23 protein-coding genes are annotated in these 23,785 nt (G+C 47.6%); 3 read left to right on the top strand and 20 right to left on the bottom strand.

The features are described from left to right. Nucleotides 1-434: 434 nt before the first annotated feature. The 8 genes from opp4C to H7F26_RS12640 form a co-directional block, all read right to left on the bottom strand. On the bottom strand, nucleotides 435-1,349 hold the full coding sequence (opp4C, locus tag H7F26_RS12675) for an oligopeptide ABC transporter permease (protein WP_009328839.1): 915 nt from the start codon (nucleotides 1,347-1,349) through the stop codon (nucleotides 435-437). A gap of 18 nt (nucleotides 1,350-1,367) precedes the next feature. After that, nucleotides 1,368-2,318, bottom strand: a complete 951-nt coding sequence (locus H7F26_RS12670) for an ABC transporter permease (protein WP_009328840.1) — start codon at nucleotides 2,316-2,318, stop codon at nucleotides 1,368-1,370. A gap of 75 nt (nucleotides 2,319-2,393) precedes the next feature. Continuing rightward, complete coding sequence (locus tag H7F26_RS12665; RefSeq protein WP_017474222.1) at nucleotides 2,394-4,025, bottom strand: peptide-binding protein; 1,632 nt, start codon at nucleotides 4,023-4,025, stop codon at nucleotides 2,394-2,396. A 112-nt stretch (nucleotides 4,026-4,137) separates the two neighbouring features. After that, complete coding sequence (locus H7F26_RS12660) at nucleotides 4,138-5,121, bottom strand: ABC transporter ATP-binding protein (RefSeq protein WP_026080794.1); 984 nt, start codon at nucleotides 5,119-5,121, stop codon at nucleotides 4,138-4,140. 42 nt (nucleotides 5,122-5,163) lie between these two features. Then, a complete protein-coding gene (locus H7F26_RS12655) occupies nucleotides 5,164-6,138 on the bottom strand; it encodes an ABC transporter ATP-binding protein (protein WP_009328843.1) in 975 nt (324 codons plus the stop codon). A gap of 191 nt (nucleotides 6,139-6,329) precedes the next feature. Further along, on the bottom strand, nucleotides 6,330-7,118 hold the full coding sequence (locus tag H7F26_RS12650) for a DUF2268 domain-containing putative Zn-dependent protease (protein ID WP_009328844.1): 789 nt from the start codon (nucleotides 7,116-7,118) through the stop codon (nucleotides 6,330-6,332). Nucleotides 7,119-7,205: 87 nt separating this feature from the next. Further along, nucleotides 7,206-8,444 (bottom strand): beta-ketoacyl-ACP synthase II, encoded by a 1,239-nt coding sequence (gene fabF, locus H7F26_RS12645; protein ID WP_009328845.1) that lies wholly within the window; start codon nucleotides 8,442-8,444, stop codon nucleotides 7,206-7,208. A 21-nt stretch (nucleotides 8,445-8,465) separates the two neighbouring features. Continuing rightward, nucleotides 8,466-9,404: a beta-ketoacyl-ACP synthase III gene (locus H7F26_RS12640; RefSeq protein WP_011197763.1), complete on the bottom strand. Its 939-nt coding sequence runs from the start codon at nucleotides 9,402-9,404 to the stop codon at nucleotides 8,466-8,468. Nucleotides 9,405-9,573: 169 nt separating this feature from the next. On the opposite strand from H7F26_RS12640, the gene H7F26_RS12635 reads away from it, so the two are divergent. Next, nucleotides 9,574-9,813 carry a hypothetical protein gene (locus H7F26_RS12635; protein WP_009328847.1) on the top strand — a complete coding sequence of 80 codons (240 nt, stop codon included), beginning with the start codon at nucleotides 9,574-9,576 and terminating at the stop codon, nucleotides 9,811-9,813. Nucleotides 9,814-9,864: 51 nt separating this feature from the next. On the opposite strand, the gene H7F26_RS12630 is transcribed toward H7F26_RS12635, so the two are convergent. From H7F26_RS12630 to H7F26_RS12615, 4 genes are all read right to left on the bottom strand, one after another. Beyond that, a complete protein-coding gene (locus tag H7F26_RS12630; RefSeq protein ID WP_031314537.1) occupies nucleotides 9,865-10,035 on the bottom strand; it encodes a ComZ family protein in 171 nt (56 codons plus the stop codon). Between the two features lie 25 nt (nucleotides 10,036-10,060). Beyond that, entirely contained in the window at nucleotides 10,061-11,014 is a 954-nt protein-coding gene (locus H7F26_RS12625) for a BMP family ABC transporter substrate-binding protein (protein WP_009328848.1), read from the bottom strand. 86 nt (nucleotides 11,015-11,100) lie between these two features. Then, nucleotides 11,101-11,676, bottom strand: a complete 576-nt coding sequence (locus H7F26_RS12620; protein WP_016885912.1) for a hypothetical protein — start codon at nucleotides 11,674-11,676, stop codon at nucleotides 11,101-11,103. 86 nt (nucleotides 11,677-11,762) lie between these two features. Then, nucleotides 11,763-12,497: a hypothetical protein gene (locus H7F26_RS12615; protein ID WP_009328850.1), complete on the bottom strand. Its 735-nt coding sequence runs from the start codon at nucleotides 12,495-12,497 to the stop codon at nucleotides 11,763-11,765. 231 nt (nucleotides 12,498-12,728) lie between these two features. On the opposite strand from H7F26_RS12615, the gene H7F26_RS12610 reads away from it, so the two are divergent. Next, nucleotides 12,729-12,923, top strand: coding sequence for a YjzD family protein (locus tag H7F26_RS12610; RefSeq protein ID WP_009328851.1), 195 nt, complete (start codon nucleotides 12,729-12,731; stop codon nucleotides 12,921-12,923). A 70-nt stretch (nucleotides 12,924-12,993) separates the two neighbouring features. Here the strand turns inward: H7F26_RS12610 and H7F26_RS12605 are convergent, their stop codons facing one another. After that, nucleotides 12,994-13,173, bottom strand: coding sequence for a YjzC family protein (locus H7F26_RS12605; RefSeq protein WP_003180573.1), 180 nt, complete (start codon nucleotides 13,171-13,173; stop codon nucleotides 12,994-12,996). 181 nt (nucleotides 13,174-13,354) lie between these two features. Between H7F26_RS12605 and H7F26_RS12600 the strand changes: the two genes are divergently transcribed. Continuing rightward, complete coding sequence (locus tag H7F26_RS12600; RefSeq protein ID WP_003180571.1) at nucleotides 13,355-14,167, top strand: undecaprenyl-diphosphate phosphatase; 813 nt, start codon at nucleotides 13,355-13,357, stop codon at nucleotides 14,165-14,167. A gap of 33 nt (nucleotides 14,168-14,200) precedes the next feature. On the opposite strand, the gene argF is transcribed toward H7F26_RS12600, so the two are convergent. The 7 genes from argF to argC form a co-directional block, all read right to left on the bottom strand. Continuing rightward, entirely contained in the window at nucleotides 14,201-15,151 is a 951-nt protein-coding gene (gene argF / locus H7F26_RS12595) for an ornithine carbamoyltransferase (RefSeq protein ID WP_003180569.1), read from the bottom strand. Beyond that, nucleotides 15,139-18,228 carry a carbamoyl-phosphate synthase (glutamine-hydrolyzing) large subunit gene (locus H7F26_RS12590; RefSeq protein WP_003180566.1) on the bottom strand — a complete coding sequence of 1,030 codons (3,090 nt, stop codon included), beginning with the start codon at nucleotides 18,226-18,228 and terminating at the stop codon, nucleotides 15,139-15,141. The genes argF and H7F26_RS12590 overlap by 13 nt, the downstream gene beginning before the upstream one ends. Further along, complete coding sequence (locus H7F26_RS12585) at nucleotides 18,221-19,285, bottom strand: carbamoyl phosphate synthase small subunit (RefSeq protein WP_003180564.1); 1,065 nt, start codon at nucleotides 19,283-19,285, stop codon at nucleotides 18,221-18,223. Before H7F26_RS12585 ends, H7F26_RS12590 begins: the two co-directional genes overlap by 8 nt. Before the next feature lie 67 nt (nucleotides 19,286-19,352). Next, complete coding sequence (locus H7F26_RS12580; RefSeq protein WP_003180562.1) at nucleotides 19,353-20,510, bottom strand: acetylornithine transaminase; 1,158 nt, start codon at nucleotides 20,508-20,510, stop codon at nucleotides 19,353-19,355. Next, nucleotides 20,507-21,283 carry an acetylglutamate kinase gene (gene argB / locus H7F26_RS12575; RefSeq protein ID WP_003180560.1) on the bottom strand — a complete coding sequence of 259 codons (777 nt, stop codon included), beginning with the start codon at nucleotides 21,281-21,283 and terminating at the stop codon, nucleotides 20,507-20,509. Before argB ends, H7F26_RS12580 begins: the two co-directional genes overlap by 4 nt. A gap of 14 nt (nucleotides 21,284-21,297) precedes the next feature. Continuing rightward, nucleotides 21,298-22,518: a bifunctional ornithine acetyltransferase/N-acetylglutamate synthase gene (gene argJ, locus H7F26_RS12570; RefSeq protein WP_011197757.1), complete on the bottom strand. Its 1,221-nt coding sequence runs from the start codon at nucleotides 22,516-22,518 to the stop codon at nucleotides 21,298-21,300. Between the two features lie 19 nt (nucleotides 22,519-22,537). Then, the gene (gene argC, locus H7F26_RS12565; RefSeq protein WP_009328857.1) at nucleotides 22,538-23,575 is read right to left on the bottom strand and encodes an N-acetyl-gamma-glutamyl-phosphate reductase; all 1,038 of its coding nucleotides are present in this window, start codon (nucleotides 23,573-23,575) and stop codon (nucleotides 22,538-22,540) included. Between the last annotated feature and the right edge of the window lie 210 nt (nucleotides 23,576-23,785).

The raw sequence follows: 23,785 nt of genomic DNA, 5'->3' as shown, positions 1-23,785 counted from the left end.
AGGAAGTGAGCAAAGTTTTTTGTTTAAGTGTGCAATTAAATTCTTTTTAGAAAAAAATTAAATTGAGGATGTTGTGTACATTGAACTTGATCAATATACCTAGAGGTCTGGGGTGAAATTATTCAGAAGTAATTTAAGAAAATTGTTCAGAGTGAGATACCAAAGACTTATGACTTATGATGATTATTCATCTTTGGTACCTCATTCATTAAAGGCTAAATACATCTACTAACAGAGAACATTAATTCTATGTCCACTATTTCGGTTACCTAGATTTTCTTTTTTATTTTTCATTTTTATTCACCTCCTTAAAGAACATAGATAAATTTTTTTTGTATTACACTTTAAATATACCACCCTAAAATTCCAATAGTCAACTTTTTTTCAAATTTTTTCAAGTTAATATCTAGTTTTCTCTTCCTAATTTTCTATATTCATTTAATATTCTTCGGATCAAGCGCATCGCGGAGTCCGTCGCCTAAGAAGTTAAAGCACAACACAGTGAGCAGGATCATCAGGCCCGGGAACAGCGGGTACCACCACGCCTGGATCATGATCGTAAAGTTCTGTGCGTCCTGAAGCATATTGCCCCAGCTTGCCATCGGCGGCTGAACCCCGAATCCAAGATAGCTTAATGCCGATTCCGCAAGGATCACTGTACCGACGGAAAGCGTCGCGGCAACGATAATCGGCCCCATCGCATTAGGAAGAATATGAGAAAAAATGATTTTGTAATTTCTTGTGCCGATCGTTTTCGCCGCCAAGACGAATTCCCTCGACCTCAAGGACAAAAACTCGCTCCGGACTAGGCGCGCTGTCGTCGTCCATCTCGTCAAGGCGAATATTAAAATCAGCTTATCTATGCCCGGCTGAAAGATGGTGACCAGCGTGATCAACAGAAAGATGTCGGGTATGGATAAAATAATATCAACGATTCTCATCAAAATGGCATCAATGATTCCGCCGAAATAGCCGGCGATCGCTCCGACAACGGTTCCGATGGTGATCGAACCGAGGACGGATGCGAAACCGACGAGCAGCGAGATTTGTGCGCCGTACAGCAGGCGGCTGAAAATATCCCGGCCGAATTTATCCGTTCCCATCAAATGCTCCATGCTCGGCGCTTTTAATTTGTTCATCAGATTTTGCTGTTCCGGCGGGTATGGAGCAATCAGCGGTGCAAACAAGGCCGACAGTACAATGATAAGCAAGAGAATTCCGCCGATGACAGCGAGCTTGTTTTTGAAAAACTTCTCGAAAAAGATTTTTGTCATCGTTTCCGGTTTTTGCGAAATGTTTTCTTGAAGCCCGATCTCCGCTGAAGGCACTTGTGGATTTGGCTGTGTCATGATTAACTCCCCTCTTTCTTAATACTCAATCCGCGGATCGATGATCGCATACAGGATGTCCGCTATTAGATTGCCGATGACAACCAGTACAGCGGATATGACAGTCATCGCCATAATCACTGGATAGTCTCTTTGAAACGCTGAATCAATAAACAGCTTCCCGAGTCCAGGCCAGCTGAAGATCTGTTCGGTCACCACCGCGCCGCCGATAAAGGATGGAATCATCAGTCCGAAAATCGTTACAACCGGGAGCAGTCCGTTCCGCAGTCCATGCTTGTACACGACCCGATTTTCTTTAAAGCCTTTTGCTCTCGCCGTCCGGATAAAATCCTGGCGCAACACATCCAGCATGCTTGACCTTGTATATCTCGTAAGCCCGGCCATATCCGCGGTGGCGAGCACAAAAGCAGGCAAAATTAAGTGATGAATCCGATCCCATAAACTAAAGCCCGAATTCAGCGTCATGACGCCCCCGGTCGGAAACCAGCCTAAATTAACGGATAACACCATAATTAAAATTAAACCGAACCAAAAGTTCGGAACGGCAAGTCCGATAAAAGACGTAAACGTAATGCCGTAATCAAGCTTTGAATAGGGCCGCCTTGCCGAGAGCACGCCGAGCGGTATCGAAATCAAAAGCGCCAAAATCGTTGATACGAGCATTAATAAAAGCGTATTGGGAAGCCTGGCCAGAATCAAATCGATAACAGGCGTTCCTTTCCTGACGATCGATGTGCCGAAGTCCCCTTGCACCATATTGCCGAGCCATTTCAAATATTGAATATGTTCAGGTTCATTCAGTCCGTATTTTTCGATGAACTTTTCGCGGTCAGCCTGTTTGATTGACGGATCGACCATCAGTGACACCGGATCACCGGGAGCCGCTTTCATGATTGCGAAAGAAAGAATGGTAATCCCAAACAGGATCGGAATCGACATCAGCGTTCTCCGAATAATGTATGTAACCATCTTCTATTCCCCTTTTATCATGGATTTTAAAGAGCAGGGAGAGGACACCCCCTCTCCCTTTTAGAGAATATTAGATTATTTTTTCAGCCACCATTTGTTCACTTCATAGAAATCGTTTTTCGGATGGAATTCGAAGCCTTGCAGGTTTTTAGGGATCGCCCGGTGGTAGTTGTAATAGAACAGGAATGTATACGGCTGATCTTCGGCGATCATTTTGTAGATTTTCTCGTAAGCTTTCGAATATTCTTTTCGGTCCTTCAGTTTCTTCGCGTTGACGAGAAGCTTATCGACTTCTTCATTTTTGTACCATATGTTATTTAAGCCCACCTTCGATTGGCTGGAATGGAAGATGTCATATTGATCAGGGAAGGTCGCCAAGCTCCAGCCGAGCAGGAGTGCGTCGTAATCCCAGTTCGGCGCGCTCGTTTGTTCAATTAAAGCGCTGAACTCGACGATTTGCGGCTTCGCTTCGATTCCGATTTCTTTCAGCTGCTGCTGAATGACAACCGCGGCATCTTCGCGCACTTTATTTCCCTGGTTCGTTTTAATGTTAAAGGAGAACTTTTTGCCGTCCTTGTCTAAAATGCCGTCACCGTCTGTATCTTCCCAACCAGCTTCTTTGAGCATTTTCTTCGCTTTTTCCGGGTCGTATTCAAAGACCGGAATATCGGCGTCTTTCGGATAGTTCCATGATACAGGGCTTTCCGGAATATTCGCGACTTCCCCATCGCCGTCCAGCACATTTTGAACGATCGATTCGCGGTCAATCGCATGCGTTAAGGCCTGGCGGACTTTTTTATCTTTAAACAGCTCATTTTTTTCGTTCCAGCCGATGTATGAATAGTTCAAGCCAAGATCAGACTCAAGCTTGACGTGATCGAATTTTTCGACCGTCTTCACATCCGTTCCCGGAACGACGAAATAATTAATGTCTCCAGCCTGAAGCTGGGCGATCGCCGCATTGGCATCCGGAATCACTTTGTATGTCAGCGTGTCAAGATATGGCCCTTCACCGTAGTAATCCTCAAATGCTTCAACTTTAACGTACTGTCCCTGTTTCCACTCTACGAATTTAAACGGTCCCGTTCCGATCGGTTTTTTCCTGTTAAATTCGTGTTCGCCAAGGTCTTTAATCGGCACGTCCCCTAAAATATGCTCAGGAAGGATTCCGTAGCTTAAAGAGACCGGCAAAAATGAAGGATCCGGATGCTTGAGCTTGAATTCAACCTCGTAGTCTCCCTTTTTCGTCACTTTATCAATCATTTCAAAATTGGAGCCGCGCTCACCGGCATAGTCTTTGTTCAAAGGAATGTTATACGTAAACACGACGTCATCGGCCGTAAACTCCTCGCCGTCGTGCCATTTTACGCCTTTTTTCAAAGTCACGTTATACGTCATGCCGTCTTCCGACTGATCTATTTTTTCAGCAAGCTTCATCGTCGGATTTAAATCGGTGTCAGAGCCGACAAGGCCGTCAAAAATAAACCCTTCAATATCAGAGCTTGACGCATCGGTTGAATATAAAGCGTTGAACATTGTAGGCTCCCCTGTAGAACCGATGACCAAGTCACCGCCCTTTTGCGGCTTCCCGTCAGATTTGCCTTCCTTTTCGTCCCCTCCGACTTCGCCGCTGTTGCACGCCGTTAGAAAGATCGATAAGATCAGCAGCAAGCTTAAAATAGAAAATCCTGTTTTGCGTTTGCTCATTTTATGAATTCCCCCTTATTAAACTGTTGTCCTTCTTTCTGCCCGATTGACCCCCGTTTTTTAAAGAAGACATTCCCCCTCTCAAGGATTTAATATGTGACGGCCTTCCCCTTTATTCGTAAAGGTGGCACGCTACGAAATGGTTTGTTTTCGCTTCCTTGAAAGCGGGTTCGGCTTCCGCGCAAATCGCTTTTGCGGCTGGACACCTCGTATGAAATACACAGCCTTTCGGAGGGTTGGCCGGGCTCGGCAGCTCGCCTTTTAAAACGATCCGTTCCCGCTTTGTCCCGCCTTTCTTCCTGGTGACGAGAACGGCGGACAGAAGCGCCTGCGTGTATGGATGAAGCGGGTTGTCATACAGCTCATGCTTGTCTGTCAGCTCCATCATTTTGCCGAGATACATCACGCCGACCCTGTCGCTGATATGGCGGACGACGCTCAAATCATGGGAAATGAACAAATATGTCAGATTGAATTCTTCCTGAAGCTCTTCCATCAGGTTGATCACTTGAGCCTGGATCGACACGTCCAATGCGGATACCGGTTCATCGGCGATAATAAGCTCCGGATTTAAGGCCAGCGCCCGCGCGATTCCGATCCGCTGGCGCTGCCCCCCGGAAAATTCGTGGGGATAGCGGTTCGCAAACGACGGGTGCAGCCCGACCTTGGCTAAAAGCTCTTCGGCTTTTTCGTTGCGCTCTTTGAAATTGTACATATGATGCGTGTTGAAGGGTTCTTTGATGATGGAACGCAGCGTTTTTCTCGGGTTCAGTGAGGCAAACGGATCTTGGAAAACCATCTGGATGTTTTTGCGGACGCTTTTTCTCAAAGCTTCTTCCGACAAACTTGAAATGTCGCGGCCTTTGTAAAAAATCTGCCCTGCCGTCGGTTTATAAAGGCGGATCATCGTCCGTCCGGCGGTCGACTTTCCGCAGCCCGATTCACCGACAATGCCGAGCGTTTCGCCGCGTTTAAGCGAAAAGCTGATGCCGTCCACCGCTTTGACATCGCCGATTTTTTTCTGAAAAATCCCTGAGCGGATCGGAAAGTACTTTTTGACGTCTTTCAGCTCCAGAAGGGATTCTTGCGGGTTCATTTCCTGTCCGGGCTGTAATTGTTCAGCTGATGAAGTCATCCCTTATTCTCCCTCCTCATATAAAAAACATCTGACAGACCGGCCGTCCGGACGCGTTTTCAAGTCTGGCTGCGCCCCCCAGCATTTGTCGACCGCGCTCGGACACCTTGGAGCGAACCGGCAGCCGGCAGGAAGGTTGTCAGGCGTCGGCACATTTCCTTTAATGGCTGTTAATTTTTCAATGGAGCCTTCAATGACAGGGATGGAGTTTAACAGTCCTTTTGTATAGGGATGCAGGGGTTCGTCGAATAGCTCGTCTACTGTGGCATTTTCAACAACTTGTCCGCAATACATGACGATCACGCGGTCCGCAATTTCGGACACAACGCCGAGATCGTGGGTAATGAGAAGTATGGAGGTATCGAATTTGTCGCATAGGTCTTTCATCAGTTCCAGCACTTGGGCTTGAATGGTGACGTCAAGCGCTGTCGTCGGTTCATCCGCGATCAGCAGCTTCGGATTGCAGCTTAAGGCAATGGCGATCATGACCCTCTGCCTCATGCCGCCCGACAGGCGGTGCGGATACTCTTTCATCAGCTCGCCGGCTCTTGAAAATCCGACAAGCTTTAATAATTCTACCGCTTTTTTGGCGGCTTCTTTTTTCGATAGCTTTTTATGATAGATCAGCACTTCTGTGATTTGTTCGCCGATCGTCAAAACCGGATTGAGCGAGGTCATCGGTTCCTGAAAAATCATGGAGATTTCATTTCCGCGGATCTTGCATAAATCTTGTTCTTTGTATGTAACGAGATCCTGTCCTTCGAGCTTGATAGAGCCGCTCATGATCTTTCCGCCCGAGCCCTCGACCAGTCCCATGATTGACAAAGAGGTAATGCTTTTACCGGATCCCGATTCACCGACCAGCGCAACGGTTTCCCCTTTTTTAATTGAAAAATCGACGCCGTCCACTGCAGGTATCGGCTGTTTTTTCCTAAAAAAATAAGTTTTTAAATCATTGACTTCCAGCAATGCGCTCATCCAGATTCCCCTTCCATAGACCAGAAGTTAAATATCACAAAAAACTAATATATTACTTTTTTAGAATTTTCTTAATATGACTGAATTATCTTAAAATTTTATAGTTGTATATTATTACATAATCATTACAAAAGCAAGGAGTTTTTTGATTTTTTGTAATAATATTAATTTAATCCCATAATTTTAGTATTTTAAAGCGATAGCTTTATAAAGTCTTCTGACGGAAAGGCTAAAACATCGGCAACCTTCAATTTTCGAGCCGATAAATATTTTTTCACAATACTGTAACCGACAGCATATCCGAGCATGTCAGGGTAATGTCCTTTTCCAAATAAAATATTGGAGAATAGCCGGCCATCGTGTCGGCGCAGGTCGAAATGAGGCTTTACGAACCGGTCCTGGAAATGACGAAGCTGCTTTTCGGAGTAATATGACGTCCATGCGGCTGTTTCGGCTTCTCCCAGCCGTTCGAAAACGGCATATTCTGCAAGGCCTTCGAGAATGATTGTATCAAGCAGCGTCATCTTTTTTTCTTCTTTCGGCATATTTTCTAACCGGCAAACGTGATTATATTCGTGTGTCATGATCGCAGAAATTGAAGACCGGGGAAGATCGGCCGATAAAAACAAAAATAATTTGTCGCTGAACGCGAGGCCTGATTTCGAGCCGAATTCGACGCGGATTTTGCGGTTTCTTTCATCGACCGGCAGGATGAAAATCGGAACATCCGGCCCGTTCCATCTTTTGCAGAGCAGCTGTTCTTCCCGTCTGACATGCTGAAATACGCCGTTTTCCTTAAGCTGCTTCATCGTACGTTCGCCGTCCGTCCACGAACGGAACAAGCCGTGGATCTGCAGGTGGCTGACAATCGCCGCCGCATCCGCTTTTGAAGCGCCTTTAAAATACGGCAGGAGAAAGCTTGGCAATTCCCGCACGGATGAAGCCTGTTCAAGCCATTCATACGTGCTTGCTATACTCATTTTAGATCACACTCCTTTTTCATCTGTATGGTATGCACGCTAAAAAAAACGGCCACCATTTAAAATGGCAGCCGTTTATATTGCGGGTTATTCATATTTTTTGAAGATCAGCGTTGCGTTGTGTCCGCCGAAACCAAGCGAGTTGCTGAGCACAACATTCACGTCCTGGCGGCGGGCTTGATCCGGTACATAGTCCAGATCGCAATCTTCATCAGGCGTTTCGATATTGATTGTCGGAGGAATGATGCCTTCCTTAATGGCAAGGACGGAGAAAATCGCTTCGATGCCTCCGGCAGCCCCGAGCAAGTGCCCTGTCATCGATTTTGTCGAGCTGACGGCAAGCTTGTAGGCATGCTCTCCGAACACTTCTTTAATGGCGATCGTTTCAAATTTATCATTGTACGGCGTGCTTGTTCCATGAGCATTGATATAATCAATGTCCACAGGGGACAGACCCGCATCTTTGATCGCTTCTTTCATGGCTCTGACGCCGCCTTCTCCATTTGGCGCAGGTGCCGTAATATGATAGGCGTCTCCCGTTGATCCGTAGCCGACCACTTCCGCGTAGATTGTCGCTCCGCGGTTTAAGGCGTGCTCAAGCTCCTCAAGAACGACGATTCCAGCTCCTTCTCCCATGACGAAGCCGTCGCGGTTTTTGTCAAACGGACGGCTTGCCGTTTTCGGATCCGGATTAGTGGATAGCGCTTTATTGGCTGAAAAGCCGGCAAATGACATTCTTGTAAGCGGGGCTTCCGTTCCTCCGGAGATCATGACATCGGCATCGCCGCGCTGAATGACCTTGAAAGCGTCGCCGATTGAGTTTGTACCCGTCGCGCAAGCCGTCACCGTACAAGAGTTGACCCCTTTTGCACCGAGAGAGATCGAAATCTGGCCGGTCGCCATATCAGGAATCATCATCGGTACAAAGAACGGGCTGACGCGCCGCGGTCCTTTTGTTAAAAATGTTTCGAACTGCTGTTCAAGCGTTTCAAGGCCGCCGATTCCGGAACCGACCCAGACGCCGATCCGGTCTGCGTTGCTTTCGTTAATGTCGAGGCCCGCGTCTTCCACGGCCATTTTCGCCGACACAACGGCATATTGTGTGAAGCGGTCCATTTTTCTCGCTTCTTTTTTATCCATATAATCTTCTATCTTAAAATCTTTCAGTTCTGCGGCTACTTTAGCAGGATACTCGTCCGCGTTCACCCTTGTTATCGGGCCGACTCCGGAAACCCCGTTGATCGCGTTGTTCCAGCTTGTTTTGACGTCATTACCAAGAGGTGATAAAGCTCCTAATCCGGTAATGACTACTCTTTTACTATTCATAAGTTGCACCTCACCTTTCTTTTAGCGGCCCCAGCGCATGGCGATGGCTCCCCATGTCAAACCTCCGCCGAAGCCGACCATCACAATGACGTCACCGTCTTTTATTTTACCAGCTTCAAGCTCTTCCACAAGAGAAATCGGAATAGAAGCAGCTGATGTGTTTCCGTATTTATGAACCGTTTTCGACATTTTTTCGACCGGAAGCTCCAAACGTTCGCGCGCCGCTTCCATGATCCGGATGTTGGCTTGGTGCGGCACCAAAAAGTCGACATCCTCTTTGGATAATCCCGCTTTTTCAATAACATTTACACTGGATTCACCCATTTGGCGGACGGCAAACTTGAACACTTCTCTGCCATTCATGATTGTATGATCTTTTTCATCCAAGTACAAGTGTTTTCCGCCTCTGCCGTCTGCACCTAGTTCAAAGGACAGAATCCCTTTATCGTCGCTGACAGGGCCGACAACCGCGGCGCCCGCACCGTCTCCGAACAGAACGGCGGTATTGCGGTCATCCCAGTCCGTAATGCCTGAAAGCTTTTCAACTCCGATGACAAGCACATGCTTATATGTGCCGGCTTCGATAAACTGTTTTCCAGTGACTAAGCCGTACATAAAACCGGCGCACGCTGCGCTGATATCCATTGCACAGGCATTGAATGCACCGAGCTTTTCTTGAATCATGCAGGACACTGTCGGGAATGCCTGATCAGGAGTAACGGTGGCGACGAGAATCATATCAAGATCTTCCGGCTCGATGTTTGCATCTTCCATCGCTCTTCTTGCGGCGGCCACAGCCATATCGGACGTTTTCTCATCTTCGGCTGCGATTCTTCTTTCTTCTATGCCTGTTCTTGTACGAATCCACTCGTCAGAAGTTTCAACCATTTTTTCCAAGTCGAAATTGGTCAGCACCTTTTCAGGGATGTACCGGCCGATTCCAATAATTCCAGCTTTCATAGGAAAGACTCCTTTATTCATGATTTTTTCCAACTAATGTTATGAGTAATTATTAGTATCTGGTACTAATCCTACCCTATTTTTTTTTAGTTGGCAATATATTCGTCTAATCTAGCAGACCAAAACCTTCATATAGTAGTGATATATATGAAAAAGGAGGGAATGAAGAGTGGCGAACGACGATTTTTTCACAAAAATGATGTTTGGCTCAAATGCACCCGCCAGGCATGAAGAAGAGCCGGATACGGAATCTGAAACCGTCGAAGACGCTGAAGTTTCCCAGGAAGCCGATTACATGCATGTGTTGCATCAGGTTGGAGAAATCATGGATTCAATCGATGAACTGAAGCCTGTGTTTAAAGAAATCGGCTCAATGGTCAGCGCTTTGAAAAATAAGATGTCCATATAAAAAAGCCACTTCTATTAAAAAGTGGCTTTTCAACCGTTTGCGGGCATTTCGTCAGGCGTCAGAACCGGCGTCCGCTTTACCGAGCTCGTAAGCTTCCGCCATCACTTTTGTAAACAGGTTCATGAACGGCTCAAGCATTTCCGGCGAAAGTTCGATTCCCGCTTTCTCCATCTCTTCTTTCGCTTCCGGAACGTATTTCATGGCAATTTGCAAAAATTCCATCGATTTTTCGTGCACTTTGATCACCTCAATGTTCGTTTGGCAGTTTGTTTGTTTTTTTGTATTCGTCAATCAGCCGTTTCATCTCTTCTTGAAATGACGGATCGACAACAGGGCTGAATTTCCCCATCTCGATGACGCCTTCTTGAATGTCAAAGGACCGCTTGCCGCCTTTAAGCGTTCCTTTATTAAACTCGTCGGCGGTGAGTTCATAAGCGTCGTCTACATGCTGTATAGTGCTTGTCAAAACGACATTCTCACCCAATTCCGACTGGTCGCTTACATAGCCGATCGCGTACAGCCCGTCTTTTTTGATTTGTTCAATGACAGGGACATTATACCCGTCTCCGGCCGGATACACAACATCCGCGCCTGCCTTCTTCATTTTTTCATACAGTTTGACGGCATTTTCGCTGTCGTCCCACTGGCCGACGTATTCTGTCATTACCTCAATGTCCGGATCGAGGTATTTTGCCCCTTCGGCAAACCCTTCCACTTCAGGCTGCCATTTATACGTTGCGAGCACGCCGATTTTCTTTGTTTTTGACTGATGGGCCGCCGTCATTCCGCCGAAAAACCCCATCGCTTCTCCCTCAAGCGATATGCTTATCACATTTTGGTGTTCGGCTTTAGAGTTCATTAAAACAAAATGAATATCGGGATAATCTTTGCATATCTCATTAAAGGCTTTTTCGTATTCGCTTCCGTGCCCATAGATCAGATTGACGCCTTTTTTGTGAAAATCTTCTACAGCCATTTTAATAGCCGCGTCATTATCGATTCCTTCTTTATAATAGACATCGACATTGTAGACGGATTGTATTCTTAATAATCCTTTATATCCTTTGGTTCCCCATACTTGATCACTTATCGTATCAGGGACAAGCAAACCGACTTTTTCAATTTTCCCTTTCAGCGGCGATTGTCCGCAGCCGCTTAGCGCCAGGAGAATGAAAAAAATCGCGACAAGCCTGTACACCATGCCATGTTCAACTCCCTTTCAAAAAAACCAGCAAATCAAATCTATCTTTATTGTATCCTTTCAAGTGTAAATTAGGAAGATCTTTCTTATTTTTTGTCGAAAAATGTAGACATTTGTCTAATCCATTCTTCAATGATCTCATCGGCTTTTTCGTATGGCGTCTTCTGTACAAACCGCAATGCTGAAAAGTCTTTTTGGACAGCACAGGCAGCAGCTTGTGTGGCCGCGTCGTTTACAAAAATCGCCCCGTCTCTGTTTTGTTTATCGTCTGCCTTGATGTCCCACGGGCCGAACAGTTCCGGAAGCACGACGAGTTCAACGCCCTTTTCCTCGATGCCGGCCCGCAAATCCTCTTCGAATTGGTCTTGATAGACAAACAGAATAACAGGCTTGTTTTCAATGCCGGCAGCAAGCGCCTCTTCCGGCACGGAGCCTGTGTATTGGATGAAGACTTGTTCGTATGGGGCTTCAAGCTCTTTTTCAATGAGGCGGAAATGCCGGTTTCTGCCCAGCCACATCAGCCGTTCTTCAAGGTACATCAGCTTTTTTTCGTCGCTTGTCTGCTCCAGTTTGACATCTATGTTTACACCCTCTTCAAGAAGATGTTCACAAAATGAAAGGCCGAAAAACTCATCTGCTCCATATACAAGTGCCGGCTTCATTCGATGGACCACCTTTCGTTTCAGCTTTTTTAGCCAAGCAAAAAACAGCCCTTTTTAGCTTTTGCGGGCTGCTATTATTCTATTCTCTATAAGACTTTTTCATGCGTTTTGAAAAAGTTCGCGATTGCTGAATGAATGCGCTGAGGATGTTCAGACAGGTGCAAGGTAAGCCCCACGCTGTGACGGCCTTTAAGCTGGCGCTCCTCAAACGTTTTGGCATGGATCATATACGGATACGGCGAACCGTTCAGCCTTTGCCATATATGAACGGGCACGAGATTGTGATAAGGGGAGATGCCTTTGAACGGATAATCGGCAGCCTCCCGCTCCGAAATTCCGTAGCTTTCGGCAATTTCCTTAATAAATTGTTTGTAGAAAAACTTGTTTTCTTTTTCTCTTTTATGATGAGCCTGAAGATCGAGGCAAGGATTAACCATCGCTGCAGAACGTATTTGGTTCGGGATCGAGCGAAGGAGTTCATCTGCAATGAGCGCGCCTGTGCCTTCCGCCAATAGATGAATTTTTTCATTTAAGATTTCCTGTTTGAACACGTAATGAATCAGCTGTTTGGCGTATGCAACCGCTTTTTCGGAGCCCCAGTGCCTGCCGAACAAATTGCTGTTTACCAGGGTGTAGCCTTTGTTTCTCAGGCTCGTAAGAAGCTGACTTCTTCCGTAATGCTGAAGCCAGAAGCTCGTATCTTCCCCGACGAAATGTGTTCGGTCGCCGAAAATGAACACCAGAAAACCGTTCGGCCTATACGGAAGATGAACCACATTCCATTCTGTATCCACTTGAAAAAAACGGTCGGTTATTTTCATCACTTGCCTGCCTCCTTCCTGCCGTAATCTGCTCATTATTTTATGTCGTACACGCATCAAACGAATAAGGAAAAGTCCCAGTCTTCATGATGAAAAATGAACTTTTATCAAATGCCCTTTTTGATATTTCTGAAATCGGAGTTGAAAGCCCTGTCTTGTTCACTAAAATGTCTTTTCCAGCAGGCTATGTATATGGTATGATAAGTTTTAGAATTGAATGAGAAGGACGAGGTGGGAAACGTGCGATTTGTGGTCGCTTTTTTCTGGACATTTCTTTTGACGCAGATGGCCTGCTACATTGTCGGCGCCATGAACGGTGCTGGGTATGACCTTCAAACCAGTGTCATTATGGGCTTTATCATCACCGCAGCCGTTATTGTTCTTGGAGAAATTATGCCTGTTAAACAGGATGCAAGTCAACATTAAAACCCCGGCTTCTAAAAGTGGGGTTTTTTGCTTTAGACAGACAGCCGGCAGAAAACCGACGGCTGTTTTTTTAAGGCTTTCTTTTATATGTCCAGAGCCGGTTATGATTGGAGGTTTCAGGGAAGAACTCGCCGGCGCTCAATTTGATTTGCTGAGGGTTCTGAACCATGCTTCCCGTTTCGCCGATTTCCACATACACTCCATTATTGGGCGCTTTTTGGCCCGGCCGGAATTGACGCTGCTGTCCCATTTGCTTCACTCCCTTTTACCATTAGATTGCCCCAATTTCTCAAAAAACATGTCGATTTTATCTTTACATCTGTTTGCTTTGTGTAGTTTAATGAGAAAAGCGTTCTGAAAATTGAAACGAACCGCCTGTACATTCCGTCTGTTAAAAGGGCATCACAACTTGTGGGAAACGGAGGAGTATCATGGATTTTTTAGTGTTGATCAAGTATATCCTTTTAGGGTTGCTTCAGGGATTCACAGAGCCGATCCCTGTTTCGTCAAGCGGCCATTTGGTGCTGGCACAGCACTTTTTGGGCTTGAATATTGAAGGCTTCAGTTTTGAGCTTTTGATGAATGCCGGTTCTTTAATTGCCGTACTGCTCGTTTATAAAAACGATATTTTCAGGCTGGCGGTAAACGGGCTGTCTTATGTCACAACAAAAAATGAAAAAGGAAAAGCGGACTTCAGGTTTATCATCTATCTGATCATCGCCACGATTCCTGCCGGTGTCATCGGCGTTTTATTTGATGATGAGATTTCGGCTTTCTTTAAAGACGGCGTCCGGATCACCGCGGTTACTTTGCTTATTACGGGTCTGGCATTGTTTCTTATTCGAAATTTGCGCGGCCGGAAAAGCGACGGCGAAATCAGGCTGAGAGACGCCGTGATCATCGGCTTTTCGCAAATGGTTGCACTTGTTCCCGGCATCAGCCGTTCGGGAGCGACGATCGTTCCTGCGATGGCGCTCGGCCTCAAATCTGAAACCGCGCTCAGGTTTTCATTTTTGCTTTACATACCGGTCAGCCTTGGCGGAACGATTTTAAGCATTACCGATATTTTTCATGATCCGCGTTTAGGAGAGCTTTTTCTTCCTTATTTATTCGCGTTCATCGCATCTGTTATAGCTACATACTTCTCATTGCGCTGGTTCATGAATATTATGGCGAAAGGAAACTTGGTTTATTTCTCGATTTACTGCTTTGTCATCGGCATCGCCGTTTTGATATTCGCCTAAAAACAGCTGATCAATGGATCAGCTGTTTTTCATTTAAGATAACAGTGCTTTTAATAAAGCTTTTTGGACGTGCAGGCGGTTTTCAGCCTGCTGAAATACCGCTGAATTCGGACCGTCAATGATCTCTGCGGTGGCCTCTTCCTCCCGGTGGGCAGGAAGGCAGTGCAGAAAGATGTAATCAGGCTTGGCATGGGAGACAAGCGTTCCGTTGACTTGGTAAGGAGCAAAAATCTTCATCCGTTCTTCGGCTTCCTCCTCCTGTCCCATGCTTGTAAAAACATCAGAATAGATGACATCCGCTTGTTGAACGGCTGACACGGGATCATTTGTGATCGTGACGGCCGCACCGGATTCTTCGGCGAATGTCTCGGCCAGTTTCACCACGTCCTGATTCGGCTCATACCCTTTGGGTGAAGCCACCGTAATGTCGCATCCCACTTTCGCGCAGCCGATTAACAGCGAATGCGCGACATTGTTTCCGTCGCCAACATAAACGGCTTTCAGCCCTTTTAATGTTCCTTTCATCTCTTGAATCGTTAATAGGTCACTAAGCGCTTGACACGGATGAAAAAGATCGGTCAATCCGTTGATCACGGGAATCTCGGCGTGCTTGGCAAGCTCTTCGACTTTTTCGTGTTCGAATGTGCGGATCATAATCGCGTCCACATATCGCGAAAGCACTTTCGCGGTATCTGCGATCGTTTCCCCTCTGCCCAGCTGCATGTCTTTACTGCTTAAAAACAGGGCGTTTCCGCCGAGCTGCGCCATTCCGGCTTCAAACGATACGCGCGTTCTCGTCGACGATTTTTCAAAGATCATCGCCAATGTTTTTCCTTTAAAGATGTCTTGAATTTTATTTCGCTTCATTGCCGCTGCCTCTTTCAGCAAATAGACGATCTCCTCTTTTGAAAAGTCTTTCAGGCTTAAGAAATCCTTGCCTGACAGATTGATCTCCCGGGTCGCCCCGATGTTTACAGTAGACATGTCTCCACTTCCTTTTTATATAAATCTTTAAGCGACACGGCTTTAGTCGTTCCATGCCCGCTCGTCAAAAATGCCCGCACCGTCTCTTCTTCCGTCATCACCGCCACGCCGTGAGTGACGGCTTCTATCCTCTGCTTTCTCGCCTCTTTTGACTCGGCTAAATGGATGTGCAGCGCTTTGTCCTTCCGTTTGATCCAGCCCGGAAAATCGTCCGACTGTACGGTGAAGCCCGCCTGTTCTGCGAGAGAACGGAGCTCGCCGGCTCCTTCCATGTAAATGCAGCCTTTCGTTTGCCAGATTCCTGCAAAGATTTTCTTCAGGGCGCTTTCCGGATTGAAGCCGACATACATGCCTTCACCGGTCGATTTCATTTCCGGCCCAAGCTTCAAATCGACATCTTGAATGGCGTGCGATGAAAAGACCGGAAACTTCACGGCAACACCGCGTGAATTTTTGGCGGCGGGCTTCAGTTCTTTGAGTGACGAACCGGCTAACAGTTTCGCCGCAAGCGGGATCATCGGAACTCCCATCACCTTGCTGACAACCGGAACCGTCCGGCTCGCCCTCGGATTGACTTCAAGGATGAGCAGCTCATCCGAATCCGCTATAAATTGAATGTTCATAATGCCTTTAAATCCGAGCTTGCGGACGATTTTTGCGGCAGCATCCCGAGCGGCGCTTTTCATCTCCGGAGTAACCGAAGGCCCCGGCAAAATCGCGTAGCTGTCACCTGAATGGACGCCTGCTTTTTCAATATGCTCGATATAAGTCGGGATATAAAGATCGCCGCCATCGCTGACAAGGTCGATTTCAAACTCTTTTCCTGATACGTATTGATCGATCAGAATCGGGTAAGGCATTTGCGATGCCCCGCCCAGCAGCTCTCTGAGCTCCGCTTCTGAGTGAACGATCATCATGCCCATTCCGCCGATCACGTATGACGGCCTGATCAACACAGGATAGCCGATTTCGTTCGCTTTTTTCACCGCTTCCGCTTTTGATGAAGCCGTTTCTCCTTTGGCATGGGAGATGCCGAGCTCGTCAAGCAGCTGATAAAATTGATCGCGGTCTTCAAGTATGTCAAGGGTTTCCGATGATGTCCCAAGCAGGGTGATGCCCGCTTTTTCAATCGCTTGCGCTACATTGATGGCGGATTGGCCGCCGAATTGCACAATCGCAAAGTCGATGTCTTCCGCTTCAGCGACATTGAGAATATGCTCGGGTGTAATCGGTTCAAAGTACAGGCGGTCCGCCATTTCATAATCCGTGCTGACGGTTTCCGGATTGTTGTTCAGCATGATCGTTTCAAATCCGAGGCTTTTCAGCGTCATGACGCCGTGCACGGCGCTGTAGTCAAACTCGACCCCCTGGCCGATCCGAATCGGGCCGGAACCGATGATCAAGGCCCGCTTTTTCGTTTTTTGAGAGATGTCTCCGTCGCTTTTCCCGAAGTACGTTGAGTAAAAATAGTTTGTCTTCGCATCAAATTCAGCCGCGCATGTATCGACGATTTTAAAGGATGCGGCAATGCCCATTTTCTTGCGGAGCGCGCGCACTTCTTCTTCTGTCTTTCCGGTGAGGGAAGCGATCGTAAAGTCGGTAAATCCCTTTTCTTTCACCTTTTTCAAAAGGCTGACGGACAACGAGTCTCCCTGCTCCATCAGCGTGTTTTCCAGCTGAATGATGTTAGAAAACACATGAAGGAAATAATCATCGATTTTCGTTTTCTCGTGTATTTCGCTGATGGAAGTCCCCCTGCTCAGCAGTTCCATAACCGCAAAGAAACGGCGGTCATCAGGGGTCTCAAGCAGCTTCCACAGCACTTCAGAAGATACGCCGCCAAGTTCGGGCAAATGTGTTCCTGATGTTTTCAGCTCAAGGGAGGCGACCGCTTTTTGCAGGGCCGCTTCAAGATTGCGGTCAATCGCCATGACTTCCCCTGTCGCTTTCATTTTCGTGCCGAGCTTGCGGTCGGCTTGTTTGAATTTGTCGAACGGCCAGCGCGGAAATTTGACGACGACATAGTCAAGCGCAGGCTCGAAGCTTGCATAGGTCGAATCTGTGAGCGGATTTTTCAGCTCGGCAAGCGTGTAGCCGACAGCCAGTTTTGCCGCCATTTTTGCGATCGGATAGCCGGTTGCTTTTGAGGCGAGGGCTGATGAACGGCTTACTCTCGGATTGACCTCGATGACATAATAGTTTTTGCTCTCCGGGTCCAAGGCGAATTGAATGTTGCAGCCGCCGACGACATCGAGCGCGGAAATGATTTTTAAGCTGGCAGAACGCAGCATTTGATAATCCGCATCCGTTAATGTCTGCGACGGGGCGACAACGATCGAATCTCCCGTATGGACGCCGACAGGATCGATGTTTTCCATATTGCAGACGGTGATGCATGTATTGTTACTGTCCCGCATGACTTCGTATTCGATTTCTTTAAAACCGGCAATGCTTTTTTCGACAAGGCATTGATGGATCGGACTTGCGAGGAGGGCGCTTTCGATTAAAGGCAGAAGCTCCTCTTTTGTCGCCGCGATGCCGCCTCCTTTTCCGCCCAGTGTATAGGCCGGCCGCACGATAATCGGAAAACCGATTGAGAGCGCAAAACGAAGCGCATCATCCTGATTGTCAACGATTTCTGAATCCGGCACAGGTTCATTCAGCTCTTTCATCAAGGCGCGGAACTTTTCTCTGTCTTCACCCTTTTCGATCGTATCGACAGATGTTCCAAGCAGCTTCACCCCGTACGCTTTCAGAATGCCGGCCTTTTCAAGCTCGACAGCCAAATTCAGCGCTGTCTGTCCGCCCAGATTGGCGAGCAGTCCATCCGGTTTTTCGCGCTTGATGATTTGTGTGAGGCTTTCCACTGTCAACGGCTCAAAATAGATTTCATCTGCAAAAGATTCATCGGTCATGATTGTCGCCGGGTTGCTGTTGACGAGAATCACCCGGTAGCCTTCGCTTTTCAGCGCCATGCAGCCTTGGGTTCCTGAGTAGTCGAATTCAGCGGCCTGCCCGATGATAATCGGCCCCGATCCGATAACGAGAATGCTTTTGATGGTTTGGTCTTTAGGCATGGGCGATCTCTCTCCTTGCTTCGTTCAATTTCTGCAAATATTCTCCGAATATCCATTCGCTTTCAGCCGGTCCCGGATGGGCTTCCGGATGAAACTGAACGGATAGGACAGGCAGTGTTTTATGCATCAGCCCTTCTACTGAACCGTCGTTGACATGATGAAACCTGACGGAAAATTCATTTTCGCTGATGGTGTCCCGATCGACGACATAGCTGTGATTTTGGCTTGTCATGAACACGCGTCCGGTCTCTTTGTCCATGACCGGATGATTGGCTCCCCTGTGGCCGAACGGAAGCTTATACGTGTCGCTTCCGAATGCGAGCGCGATCAGCTGGTGCCCGAGGCAGATGCCGAGCGTCGGATAGGAAGAAATGATACCCCGGAGTGCATCCATATATGGAAGGATCGCTTTCGGATCGCCCGGCCCGTTTGAAAGGACGATTCCGTCCGGATTCAGCTTCGCAATGCCGTCCATCTCTTGATAGGGAACGACCGTCACTTTGCAGCCCCGGTTTGCTAGCGATGAAGCGATCGACTTTTTATAGCCGAAATCGATCAGCGCAATATGCGTATTGCCTTCCCCAAAAGCGCCGTTTTCGTTTTGTCCGGAAACCTGTGCCGCATAGTTTTCCAGCTGGCGCGGAGCCGGGATGTCGTCCTTTTGTTTCGTCAGCCTCGCATTCAGCGTCCCTTTTGCCCTGATATGCTGAACAACCGCTCTTGTGTCCACGTGCGACAAAAGCGGAACATCCCACTTCGCCAAGTATTCCCGAAGGCTTTCTGTCGCCTGATGGTGGGAAAATCTGTCGCACGCTTCATAGACGACGACCCCTCTCACCTGAGGCTGTTTGCTTTCAGCATCGCTTCCATTAATTCCATAGTTGCCAATCAGCGGATACGTAAAGACAATAATCTGGCCTTTATATGAAGGATCTGTCAAAACCTCCTGATAACCGGTCATGCCCGTAAAAAAGACGACTTCACCGGTGCAGCCGTCAAGACCGTCCAGTTCTCCGCTGAAGGATGTACCATCTTCAAGAACTAAATATCCTTCCATCTTATGCCCACCTTTGATGAATAAATAGTGATATTCATGAATTTTTATACTTTCATTTCAAAAAAAATTACTGCTTTACAGCAGAATGATTTGCCATGACATCTTTCAGCTTCTCCACGGCCGCTTTGATTTCGCTTTTCGCAACCGTCAACGGCGGCAGAAGCCTGATGACGTTCGGACCCGCAGGAAGAACGAGCAGGCCTTCTTTTTGAAGCGCTTCGATCAGCGGCTGCACGGGTTCTTTGCACTCGATTCCGGCGATCAGCCCTTTCCCGCGGATATCTTTCACAAGCGGAAATTGGAGCTTATCTTTCAGCTGTTGATGCAAAAATGCTCCTTTGGCGCTCACTTCTTCAAGAAAGCTTCTGTCAAAAATGGTCTCCAACGTGGCATTTGCCGCAGCCATCGCAAGCATGTTCCCTCCGAATGTCGTGCCGTGGGAGCCCGGCGAAAACGCTTCTGAGAGCTCTTTTTTGCCGATGACCGCTCCGACCGGAAAACCGCTGCCCAGCCCTTTCGCAACGGTGACGATATCGGGTGACAGCCCTTCGTGTTCATATCCGAATGCTTTACCGGTGCGGCCGATTCCGGTTTGAACTTCATCAATGATAAGGAGAGCCTGCTTATCTCGGCAAAAGTCTTGAACGCTCTGCAGAAATTCTCTGCTCGCCGGGATGACGCCGCCTTCGCCTTGAATCGGCTCCAGCATGACCGCCGCGATATCTTTTTCGTCCTGCAATTCGGCAAATGCTTTCGGCTCGTTGTAAGGGAGGTAATGGAATCCTTCAAGCATCGGTCCGAATCCGTGCTTGATCTTTTCCTGTCCGGTTGCAGCCATTCCCGCATACGTGCGCCCGTGGAACGATTGCTGAAAGGTTACGATTTTTGTTTTTTTCGTATGTTTTCGCGCAAGCTTCACCGCCCCTTCATTCGCTTCCGCCCCGCTGTTGCAAAAGAAGACGAGATCGCCTGCACTGTTTTTGGCAAGGAGCTGTGCAACCTTTTCTTGAAGCTCATTTTGAAACAAATTGGAAACATGCCAGACATCGTCAAGCTGTTTTTTGAGAGCAGCCGTTACTGAATCGGGGCAATGCCCGAGATTGCAGACCGCGATTCCCTGGACGAAATCGAGATAGGCGTTCCCCTTCTCATCCTGGACGATCGTGCCTTTCGCTTTTTTAATATTGATATTCCAGCGGCTGTACGTTTGAAATAAGTGACTCACGATACGGCCTCCTTTTGTTTGATGATTTTCGTGCCGATGAAATCGTCTTTCGTCAGGAAAGATCCTTTCCCGCTTACGATCATTACTTCTTCCACTTCATCTGTAAGAGCCTCTTTTGCGGAATGCACTTTTGGTATCATGCCTCCCGAGATCACGCCTTCAGCAATCAGGCTTTCGATGTCTTCGGGCGTCAGCTCTTTCAGCATTTCTTCGTTTTTCATAATTCCTTTGACATCTGTCACAAACATCAATTTGTCAGCGCGCAAGGCTGCCGCAACAGCCGACGCCGCCAAATCGGCGTTCACATTCAAGGTCTCACAGCCATCCGTCATCGAGAGGGGTGCGATAACCGGAATAAATCCTTTTTCCATGAGCGCTTCGGCCATTTGGCCGTTTACTTTTTTAATGCGCCCGACTTGACCGTATTCCTTTTCATTTAAATAGTCTGCAAGGAGCAGTCCCCCGTCTTTTCCCGATACGCCGACAGCCGGAAGCCCGTGCTTTGTCAGCTCAGCAACGAAAAATTTGTTGATCGAACCGGACAGGACCATTTCAGCGACTTCAAGAACCGCTTTTGTCGTCTTGCGCTGTCCGTTGACGAATTCGGTTCGAATATTGAGCTTCTTCAGCATCTTTGTAATATCGGGTCCGCCCCCGTGCACGAGCGCGATTTTCCAGCCGCTTTCAGTCAGATCTTTCAGGTTTTGAAAAAATTCGTCCGAGAGTTCGCGGATGACGCTTCCGCCGCATTTAAAAACGATTGTTTTACCCATTGTGATCCCCTTTTTTACGTACGATAGCTCGCATTGATTTTGACGTATTCATAAGTTAAATCGCAGCCCCAAGCCGTACCCTTTCCTTCACCTTCCTGCATGAAAACCTCGATTTTCACTTCGCTGTTTTCTAAATATGTTTTGGCCAGCTCTTCCGAAAACGGCTGGGGTTCGTTGTTTTTAAATAGGCATTGGCCGCCCAGGCGGATTTCCACCTTCTCCGGTGTCACAGCAGCCATGCTGTCCCCGATTGCGACAACGATTCTGCCCCAGTTCGCATCCGTTCCGTAAACCGCGGTTTTTACAAGGTTTGAGCCGACGATTTTTTTGGCGATGATTTGCGCTTCAAGATTGCTTTTCGCGCCGTTCACTTCAACCTCGATCAGCTTTGTCGCCCCTTCCCCGTCTCTTGCGATTTGTTTGGCGAGGTCTGTGCAGACAAGCTGCAGGCCTTTTTTGAAAACCGGCCAATCTTCGTGTTCTTCATGGAGGCGCTCATTTCCGGCGCATCCGTTCGCCATGACGAGCACCATATCGTTCGTCGATGTATCGCCGTCGACCGTTATCTGGTTGAACGAAACGTCCGTGATTTCCCTTAAAGCCCTTTGCAGCGCGCTTTCTTCGATGCATGCATCTGTTGTGACAAAGCCGAGCATCGTCGCCATATTCGGGTGGATCATTCCCGACCCCTTGGCCGCTCCGCCGATCGTCACTTTTTGGCCGCCGATCATCAGTTCATAGCACGTTTGTTTGATCACGGTGTCCGTCGTTAAGATCGCTTCTTCGAAATCGCCTTCGGCAGGCTCTGTCTCGGCGAGAAGGCTGATGCCTTTTGTGATGTTTTCCATATTGAGGTATTCGCCGATGACGCCGGTTGAGGACACGGCCACCAGATCCGGCTCGATCCCGAGCATATCAGCGCTTTGACGGCGCATTTCATAAGCATCTTTTAAGCCCTGCTCTCCCGTGCATGCGTTGGCATTGGCGCTGTTGACGATGACGGCTTGGAGATGCGCGCTTTTTTTGAGGCTTTCCTGCGTCACCTTGATCGGCGCAGCCTGAAAGTGGCTTTGGGTATAAACGGCGGCGCTCACCGCCGGTCTTGAGCTGATGATGATCCCAAGATCCTTTTTTGAATAGCGGAGGCCGCAGTGGACCCCTTTTGCAAGATAGCCCTTAGGCGAAGCGACGCTTCCGTCTGTTTTTTTTATGCTGTCTTGACTCACCTGAATCATAAGTTTGTTCTCTCCCGTCTTATGGATAAATTGGCGTAAATTCAAGCCCGGCGGTTTCGCTCAAGCCGTTCATAATGTTGAAGTTTTGAACCGCTTGACCCGCGGCTCCCTTCATCAAGTTATCGATCACTGACACGATTGTCACTCTGTTCGTCCGTTCATCGACGGTAACGCCGATATCGCAAAAATTGCTGCCGTACACCTCTTTTGTGGCAGGGAACGAACCCGTTTCTCTCACTCTGACAAAGTATGAATCTTTATAAAATTTAGAAAAAATAAGCTGCAGCTGTTCGGCATCCATGCTGTCTTTCAGCTCTGTGTAGATGGTCGCCATAATGCCTCTTGTCATTGGAACTAAATGCGTGCTGAATGTGATCGGTTTAAATGCGGAGTTCCACTGTTTGACAGTCTGCTCGATTTCAGGCGTGTGCTGGTGTTCGTTTACCTTGTATATTTTAAAATTGTCATTGACCTCTGAAAAATGAGTGCCCATCGACGGCTTTCTGCCTGCCCCCGATACCCCTGTTTTTGCATCGATGATGACAAAAGATTCGTTGATGCTGCCGCTTTTGACGAGCGGCGCCAAGCCGAGAAGAACCGCTGTCGGAAAACATCCTGGATTGGCTATATACTGCGCCGTTTTAATGTCTTCCCGATTCAGCTCAGACAGTCCGTATACCGCTTTTTGAAGCACGTGTTCAGGCGCGGCTTCCCTTTTATACCACTTTTCATAGACGCTTGGGTTCTGTATCCTGAGATCGCCGGACAGATCAATGATGGGTATGTCATATGCATCAAACTGTGGCGTCAGCCGGCTGGATATCCCCGGAGGCGCTGCCATAAATAAAAAATCGATTTCATTCGCAATCCTCTTAACCTCGATCGGTTGCAGGTGTTGATCTGTCAGTTTCACAAGGTGCGGGTATGCGGCGTCATAGCGGGCTCCCTCATCACTCGATGAATACAATATGCATTCATCTGCATAAGGGTGAGTCCTCATAATCCTCATGATTTCTGCCCCTCCATAGCCAGTAGCACCTATAATACCTATTTTCAAAACGAGTTCACCTTCTTGGTCTTTGTGAAATTATTTAACATTATAACATGAATAAAAATTAATTCAATTGTATATTTAATATTTTTTCAATCACCTTTCATATTGGTCTTTCCTCCCGCCGGCGGTCCTTTTCTTCGGCTCGGTCGTGCTCCGTTCTTACCTTCCCGGGTTCCCCGCTTTTCAAACCGGAGAATGTGCCGGCAGCAGTTA

Origin of the sequence: Bacillus sp. PAMC28748, assembly GCF_014250415.1 — a bacterium.
Lineage (GTDB): Bacteria > Bacillota > Bacilli > Bacillales > Bacillaceae > Bacillus > Bacillus licheniformis.
This window is presented reverse-complemented; position numbering and strand designations above follow the sequence as displayed.

Bases quoted from the DNA above. Each gene is read 5' to 3' on its own strand.
- H7F26_RS12600 (WP_003180571.1), top strand. From the start codon at position 13,355: ATGGATTTTTTAGTGTTGATCAAGTATATCCTTTTAGGGTTGCTTCAG.
- H7F26_RS12640 (WP_011197763.1), bottom strand. From the start codon at position 9,404: ATGAAAGCTGGAATTATTGGAATCGGCCGGTACATCCCTGAAAAGGTG.
- H7F26_RS12665 (WP_017474222.1), bottom strand. From the start codon at position 4,025: ATGAGCAAACGCAAAACAGGATTTTCTATTTTAAGCTTGCTGCTGATC.
- argJ (WP_011197757.1), bottom strand. From the start codon at position 22,518: ATGATTCAGGTGAGTCAAGACAGCATAAAAAAAACAGACGGAAGCGTC.
- H7F26_RS12585 (WP_003180564.1), bottom strand. From the start codon at position 19,285: ATGGAAGGATATTTAGTTCTTGAAGATGGTACATCCTTCAGCGGAGAA.
- H7F26_RS12650 (WP_009328844.1), bottom strand. From the start codon at position 7,118: ATGAGTATAGCAAGCACGTATGAATGGCTTGAACAGGCTTCATCCGTG.
- H7F26_RS12625 (WP_009328848.1), bottom strand. From the start codon at position 11,014: ATGGTGTACAGGCTTGTCGCGATTTTTTTCATTCTCCTGGCGCTAAGC.
- H7F26_RS12630 (WP_031314537.1), bottom strand. From the start codon at position 10,035: ATGGAATTTTTGCAAATTGCCATGAAATACGTTCCGGAAGCGAAAGAA.
- argF (WP_003180569.1), bottom strand. From the start codon at position 15,151: ATGTCTACTGTAAACATCGGGGCGACCCGGGAGATCAATCTGTCAGGC.
- argB (WP_003180560.1), bottom strand. From the start codon at position 21,283: ATGGGTAAAACAATCGTTTTTAAATGCGGCGGAAGCGTCATCCGCGAA.
- H7F26_RS12615 (WP_009328850.1), bottom strand. From the start codon at position 12,497: ATGAAAATAACCGACCGTTTTTTTCAAGTGGATACAGAATGGAATGTG.
- H7F26_RS12590 (WP_003180566.1), bottom strand. From the start codon at position 18,228: ATGCCTAAAGACCAAACCATCAAAAGCATTCTCGTTATCGGATCGGGG.
- opp4C (WP_009328839.1), bottom strand. From the start codon at position 1,349: ATGACACAGCCAAATCCACAAGTGCCTTCAGCGGAGATCGGGCTTCAA.
- H7F26_RS12670 (WP_009328840.1), bottom strand. From the start codon at position 2,318: ATGGTTACATACATTATTCGGAGAACGCTGATGTCGATTCCGATCCTG.
- H7F26_RS12620 (WP_016885912.1), bottom strand. From the start codon at position 11,676: ATGAAGCCGGCACTTGTATATGGAGCAGATGAGTTTTTCGGCCTTTCA.
- fabF (WP_009328845.1), bottom strand. From the start codon at position 8,444: ATGAATAGTAAAAGAGTAGTCATTACCGGATTAGGAGCTTTATCACCT.
- H7F26_RS12655 (WP_009328843.1), bottom strand. From the start codon at position 6,138: ATGAGCGCATTGCTGGAAGTCAATGATTTAAAAACTTATTTTTTTAGG.
- H7F26_RS12660 (WP_026080794.1), bottom strand. From the start codon at position 5,121: ATGAACCCGCAAGAATCCCTTCTGGAGCTGAAAGACGTCAAAAAGTAC.
- H7F26_RS12605 (WP_003180573.1), bottom strand. From the start codon at position 13,173: ATGGGACAGCAGCGTCAATTCCGGCCGGGCCAAAAAGCGCCCAATAAT.